The following is a 6,552-nucleotide window of genomic DNA, read 5'->3' as shown; positions in this document are numbered from 1 at the left end:
GTAACTACTCAGCCAACCCACATTTACGCCGATGAAAAAACAAATTTATCCGCGAATAACGCGAATTGCGCGAATAAGAAGAAAAAATTAGCGAAGATTCGCGTAATTCGCGGATAAAGGAACGATGGCTGAGTAGTTACCTTTTCTGAAGGATTGCGACCAAGTATTCCGATTGTCCACAGCGTCACGTTCCATTATCAACCACGCGGTTGAAATTGCTCGACGCCGCAAGATTCGCGGATGCGATGCCATCCAGTTGGCGACGGCGCTCATATTGAACGACGCACTACTTGCGGAAGAACTGCCTGGATTGATTTTTGTGGCGGCTGACAAAGAGTTGCTCGACACGGCGAAAGACGAAGGACTCGTCACCGACAATCCAGAAGCACACCCAGCATGAAAAAACGGCGGACATTCCATCCGCCGTTCGCTTTTTTATCTGCGTTTGTCTGCGCTCGTTCGCGCCCTATCCATCACGCCCAGCCGCGCAGTTTCATCGCTTCCGCGACGCGATTGACCGCGACGAGGTACGCTGCGAGCCGATTGTGCGTCTTGTACTTTTGCCCCATTGTATGCACCGACTCGAACGCGGCGACCATTTTCTTCTCGAGCCACTCATGCACGGTCGGTAAATCCCAGTAAAAGTTGTAGAGGTTTTGCACCCACTCAAAGTACGAGACGGTCACACCACCCGCGTTGCACAAGAAATCGGGAATGACATAGACGCCGTTCTGGTACAGAATCGGATCCGCTTCCGGCGTCGTCGGACCATTCGCGCCTTCAGCGAGGATGCGCGGGCGAATGCGCGGCGCGTTCGCACCCTTGATTTGATTTTCGAGCGCGGCAGGCACGAGCACTTCGCACGGCGTTTCGAGCAACTCTTCTTTCGCGATCTCTTCACCCAAGCCGGGAAAACCGCGCACGAGACTACCGTTTTGCTTGACGTGCGCCATCAACGCGCGCGCGTCAATGCCGTTCGGATTGAGGAACGCGCCGGACATGTCGCCAACGCCGATCAACTTGCAACCCATCTCTTCGAGCAAGACCGCGCTGTGCGAACCGACATTGCCGTACCCTTGCACGACCATACGCGCACCTTTCAAATCCAAACCGATTTTCTTCGCGGCTTCGCGCACGGTAATGCTTACACCGCGTCCCGTCGCGTCTTCGCGTCCGACCGAGCCGCCCAGCGCAATCGGCTTGCCGGTCAACATGCCGAATTCGTTGTGACCGCGCATGAACGAGAACTCGTCCACCATCCAAGCCATGATTTGCGCGTTCGTGTTCACATCCGGCGCGGGAATGTCTTCGTTCATTCCCAGGACGCGTCCCGCCTGACGCACGTACGCGCGCGACAAGCGTTCGAGTTCGCCTTGCGATAATTGGCGCGGGTCGCAAATGACGCCGCCTTTGCCGCCGCCGAGTGGAATCTCGACGAGCGCGCATTTCCACGTCATCCACGCGGCAAGCGCGCGCACCGTGTCAATCGTCTCTTCGGGGTGAAAGCGGATGCCGCCTTTTGTCGGACCGCGCGCGTCGTTGTATTGCACGCGAAAACCTTGGAACACGCGCACCGAACCGTCGTCCATGCGCACGGGCAAGGTGACGTGCAGTTCGCGCAGGGGCCAGCGCAAAAGTTCATGAATCGCCGGGTCGAGTTTGAGAATCTCGGCGGCTTGATCGAGTTGGCGTTGCGTGATTCGGAACGGATTGTCTTGCGCATCCGAACTCACGCCGACGGCGTGAAAGTCTACCGAATCCAAACGCCCACCACGTTTACCCATTTGGTTACTCTCCTCTATCGAGCAAATCTTCGCGGATTACGAATGCCATTACGTCGCGGGAATGGCATTTGTCCTGACGATTTCAGTATATCCCGGTTTTGTGAAAACGGCAAAAAGTGTACGAGTTGACCGCCGACGACTGACCGCCGACTGCAGACGAATGCGCGCAGCGTGATAATTTTTGGAACGCGATGACGCGCGAAAACTTTGACTTGGGTAGAGGTTCGGGGTATACTCGCAGATGGATTGGCTGTTTTGTGTTGAGGCAAAATATGGGAAGAAATATTAGTAACGCAAAAACCATCCCCTCAATCATCCTGGCGCACTATCCCGCGACGCAAGCGATTTACCTGTTTGGCTCGTATGCCACCGACCATGCCCGGCTTGACAGCGATATAGACATCGGCTTGCTCTTGCCGCCCGATCAATCGCGACGAGAAAATAATCTTGTGTTGAGTCAGTGCCGGTATGACCTGCAAGACGCCTTGTCCCAGGATGTTGATTTGCTCAATGCGCGCCAGGTATCCACCGTGTTTCAAAAAGAGATCATTGGCGGCGACCGCCTCTATTGCGCCGATCGGTACGCGGCGGATGAATTCGAAATGCTGGTCCTTTCCTACTACCAAAAGTTGAACGAAGAGCGCCGGGACATTCTGAACGCGTTTTACAGAACCGGGAGGGCATACGCGGTATGAACGATATTGTCGTCAACAAAATCCAAAGCATTCAGCGGTGCATCATACGCGCGCGTCAAGAGTACCAGCATGACCCGGCTGGGTTCGCCACCAATTATACCGCGCAAGATGCGGCAGTGCTAAATGTGTTGCGGGCGTGTGAACAGGCGATTGACCTGGCGAATCACCTGATTCAAACGCACAAGCTGGGCATCCCAAATTCCAGCGCGGAAAGCTTCGACCTGCTTGCGCGGAAATCGGTCATTGACGCAGCGCTGGCAGAAAAACTCAAGCGCATGGTGCACTTTCGCAATACCGTAGTTCACCAGTATCAACAAATGGATATAGAGATCGTCAAAACAGTTATCGTGTCCGGCTTGAATGATCTCATTCAATTCGGCGACCGCGTCCTCATGTTTATCCAGGGTGCGCCATCCTGAGTCCTCATACAACACGAATCTGTACGGAGTCATCATGGAATACGAACCCGTCATCGGACTAGAAGTCCACGCGCAACTTTTGACGCAATCGAAAATGTTTTGCGCGTGCTCGGCGGATTACGCCGGCGCGCCACCGAACACGCACGTCTGCCCGGTGTGCCTGGGTCTGCCCGGCGCGCTGCCGTTCATCAATAAGCTCGCGGTCGAGTACACGATTCTCACCGCGCTCGCGTTTCACTGCGAGATTCCGGAATTCGCCAAGTTCGACCGCAAGAATTATCATTATCCCGATTTGATGAAGGGCTATCAAATTTCGCAGTACGATCTGCCACTCTCGCGCAACGGCTACGTTTTGATTGACGATGCCGGCGCGCAGAAACGCATCGGCGTGCGACGCGTGCACCTCGAAGAAGACACGGCGAAATTGTTCCACGTGGACAACACGAGTCTCGTGGACGTGAATCGCTCGGGCGTGCCGCTGATGGAAATCGTCAGCGAGCCGGATATGCACTCGGTCGAGGAGGCGCGGCTCTACTCGCTCAAGTTGCGCCAGATTCTGCGCTACCTCGGCGTGTGTTCCGGCGACATGGAAAAAGGCGCGATGCGTTTCGAGGCAAACATTTCGCTGCGTCCGAAAGGCGCGACCCAGCTTTCCGAGACGCGCGTCGAAATCAAGAATCTCAACTCGCTCCATGCGATGGTGCGCGCGACCGAATTTGAAATCGCGCGGCAAGCGAAAATCATGGACGCCGGCGGCAGAGTAGACCAAGAGACGATGGGCTGGGACGATGCGCGTGGCGTGACGTTCACCCAGCGCAGTAAAGAAGAAGCGCACGATTATCGTTATTTCCCGGAACCCGACCTGCCGCGCCTTGAAGTCGCGCGCGATTGGGTCGCGGAAATTCAAGCACGCCTGCCCGAACTACCCGACGAAAAGCTCGAACGATTGACGCGCGGCTTGGGCTTGAGCGCGTATGACGCCGGGGTCATCACCGCCGAGAAAGAAATCGCCGCGTACTACGATGCGGCGGTCGCCGAAGGCAAGGCGCACGGGATTGACGCGAAGGCGATAGCGAACTGGGTCACCGGCGAACTGTTCCGTCAGATGAAAGAGACGAACACCGAAATTGGTGCGGTGAAAATCGCACCCGCGCAAATTTCGGAATTGGTCGCGCTCATCAATGCGGGAACGGTCAGCACGACCATCGCGAAAACGGTGTTCGAAGAGATGTTCGTGACCGGGCGCGCTCCGCAAGCCATCGTCACGGACAAGGGACTCGCGCAGATCAGTGACCGCGGCGCGATTGCGGCGGCAGTCGCCAAAGTGATCGCAGAGAACCCCAAGCCGGTCGCGGAATACCTCGCCGGCAAAGAGACCATCGCCAAATGGATTGTCGGACAGGTGATGAAAGAGACCAAAGGCAAAGGCAATCCCACGCTCGTCAATCAGTTAGTGGTCGAAAAACTGAACGGGCTGAAATGAGGACTGCTCCTCCTTGCGAAGGTTTGAAGGTGCAATTCCCAGTGAATCAATTTGGCGCCGTCGCGCGATTTCTCAGCGAAGTGATTGATACCTTCGCAAGGTTGGGCATTGATACCTTGCGCGGCAGTTGCCAACCACGTAGTACTCTAGTACCCGTACTTTTTGTCGTTGACAACGTTCGTCCGTATACAGTATAATCGTCGTAAATCGCACAAGGATAGTGCTATGCCATTGCAGGGCAGTCTTGTCGAAATGAGCCTCGCCAATCTGATCCAAGTCAACTGTCAGGAGATGCGTTCTGCACGCCTACAGTTGACCTACGATGGACGGAATGGTGAGGTCTATTTTTCCGATGGTCAAGTCGTCCACGCCGTACTGGACGACAAAATCGGCATCGAAGCGGTCTTTGAAATGCTCGCGTGGGATAACGGCGCGTTCATGCTCGACCGCGATGCCCCCTCTCCTGGGAAAACTATTTCTCTCAATTGGAACGAACTGCTGTTGCAGGGAATGATGCGGGTGCCCGAAAAAACCGCCTCCAAAGCCGAAGCAGAAAAAAACAAGACCCAAGCTACACTCAAACAATTACGCGCGATTGAAGGGGTAACCGGCGCAGTGATCTCCGCTTCGGACGGCATCGTCCTGGGCGCGGACATCCCCGGCAGTGACGGCGAGCAAGAAGCCGCGGTCGCGGTGTTTGTTGGCTCCGCCGCGGAGCAAATGGGCGAGACGTTGCAAATGGGTTTGCTTTCACACGGTGTGGTGACCTTGAAAGACAAACGGCTCCTCGTCCTCCAATTGCCCGATCGCTTTGTGGGGCTGGTCTTGTCCGGCGAACGTACCTCCCCTGCCATTGTCACCACCGCCGCCAAAGAAACCCTTCGCAAATAAAGAGACTGGGGTTGGAGTTCACCGTGGAACCGCTAGAAACAACGCTCAAAGAAATCAACCATGTGCTAGGCGTAACGGGTTCATTGATCTGCCTGGGCGATGGTACCGTGTCTGCCCAGGCATTGCCGGCGCAATTCGACGCGTCACATGCAGACATGATGGCGCGCCTCGCCAGCCAAACTTTCCAGGCACTGGATTCGTTCGGTCAGCGCATCACCGAAGCGGACCTGATGTACGGGCAAGGTCGTTTGATTCTCAAGAACCTGCCCCACGGTATCCTGGTCATCCTCTGCGCGCGAAATATCAACATCCCTCTGTTAAATTTGTCCACCACGAACGCGATCAAAAAAATCACGGTTGAGCTAGAACCTGCGCGCATCGCCGCGACGCCTCCGCCCGTTGCGCCTTCGCCTGTCCAACCAACGCCCGTTGCGCCGGCGACTCCGGCACCGGTCATGCTCGCGCCCGTGACCGAACAGCCCGACGGGATCGCGCCCAACCCCTTGCTTGGCGAGCTTTTGGCGGAAGCGCAACGTCTCGCCGAAGCGAGCCGGACCAATCAAATCACTCTCATCGCGATGGATCCGGTCGCGCCCTGGATTCGGTGCGCCGAGACGCGGCGGATGCTCACCCAACCGCAAAAGCGGAACATGGATTTTCTGTGCGCCTCCAGTCAAGCGAATCAACTCGGAACATTTTTTGAGCAAATGGGTTATCAACCTAATCAACGCTTTAACAGCATGCACGGGAGCGAGCGTCTTCACTTTGGCAATCCACTCCGCGCGTTGAGCATCAATATCTTTCTCGATGTCTTTGAGATGTACCATCGTCTCGACATGAAACCGCTCTTGGCGCAAAAGGGATCCACCATCTCTGAAACGATGCTGACCTTGATCCGCCTTCAAAATGTCGAGGCAACGATGGGCGACCTGGGCGATTTGGCGGCGTTGTTCATCGAACACGACCTGAGTCGGACGCCTGAAAAAGACAAAATTGATTCCTCCCTCATCACCCAACTCTGCACGGAGGATTGGGGCTGGTACAAAACGGTTACCAAAAACCTCGACCTGCTCATCGCCTACGCCGAACAGAAGCTGGTCCAGATTCATCGCGACCGCGTGATTGACCAAGCGCGTCGCCTGAGAAGCGGTATACAGGTTACGCCGAAAAGTTTGCGCTGGCAAACCCGAGCAAGTTTGGGCGAGACGATTCGCTGGTACGCAACCCCCATCCGGGCGGATACGTTCGTGGGTCGTCCCGATATGTCGCTGTATTGAAAG

At 55.8% G+C, this 6,552-nt stretch carries 6 protein-coding genes; 5 read left to right on the top strand and 1 reads right to left on the bottom strand.

All coding sequences use genetic code 11. The features are described 5' to 3' along the window. Window positions 1–473 precede the first annotated feature (473 nt). A complete protein-coding gene (locus HY868_19410; protein ID MBI5304310.1) occupies window positions 474–1,784 on the bottom strand; it encodes a Glu/Leu/Phe/Val dehydrogenase in 1,311 nt (436 codons plus the stop codon). A 272-nt stretch (window positions 1,785–2,056) separates the two neighbouring features. On the opposite strand from HY868_19410, the gene HY868_19405 reads away from it, so the two are divergent. From HY868_19405 to HY868_19385, 5 genes are all read left to right on the top strand, one after another. Continuing rightward, on the top strand, window positions 2,057–2,479 hold the full coding sequence (locus tag HY868_19405) for a nucleotidyltransferase domain-containing protein (GenBank protein ID MBI5304309.1): 423 nt from the start codon (window positions 2,057–2,059) through the stop codon (window positions 2,477–2,479). Further along, window positions 2,476–2,898: a DUF86 domain-containing protein gene (locus HY868_19400; GenBank protein ID MBI5304308.1), complete on the top strand. Its 423-nt coding sequence runs from the start codon at window positions 2,476–2,478 to the stop codon at window positions 2,896–2,898. Before HY868_19405 ends, HY868_19400 begins: the two co-directional genes overlap by 4 nt. A gap of 31 nt (window positions 2,899–2,929) precedes the next feature. Next, a complete protein-coding gene (gene gatB, locus HY868_19395) occupies window positions 2,930–4,381 on the top strand; it encodes an Asp-tRNA(Asn)/Glu-tRNA(Gln) amidotransferase subunit GatB (protein MBI5304307.1) in 1,452 nt (483 codons plus the stop codon). A gap of 225 nt (window positions 4,382–4,606) precedes the next feature. Continuing rightward, window positions 4,607–5,272 carry a DUF4388 domain-containing protein gene (locus HY868_19390; GenBank protein MBI5304306.1) on the top strand — a complete coding sequence of 222 codons (666 nt, stop codon included), beginning with the start codon at window positions 4,607–4,609 and terminating at the stop codon, window positions 5,270–5,272. A 23-nt stretch (window positions 5,273–5,295) separates the two neighbouring features. Beyond that, window positions 5,296–6,549, top strand: coding sequence for a hypothetical protein (locus tag HY868_19385; GenBank protein ID MBI5304305.1), 1,254 nt, complete (start codon window positions 5,296–5,298; stop codon window positions 6,547–6,549). Window positions 6,550–6,552: the final 3 nt, after the last annotated feature.

The organism is Chloroflexota bacterium (assembly GCA_016219275.1).
In the GTDB taxonomy this organism is placed as follows: domain Bacteria; phylum Chloroflexota; class Anaerolineae; order UBA4142; family UBA4142; genus JACRBM01.
Note: the sequence above shows the minus strand (reverse complement) of the source record. Positions and strands in the feature narration are given on the sequence as shown.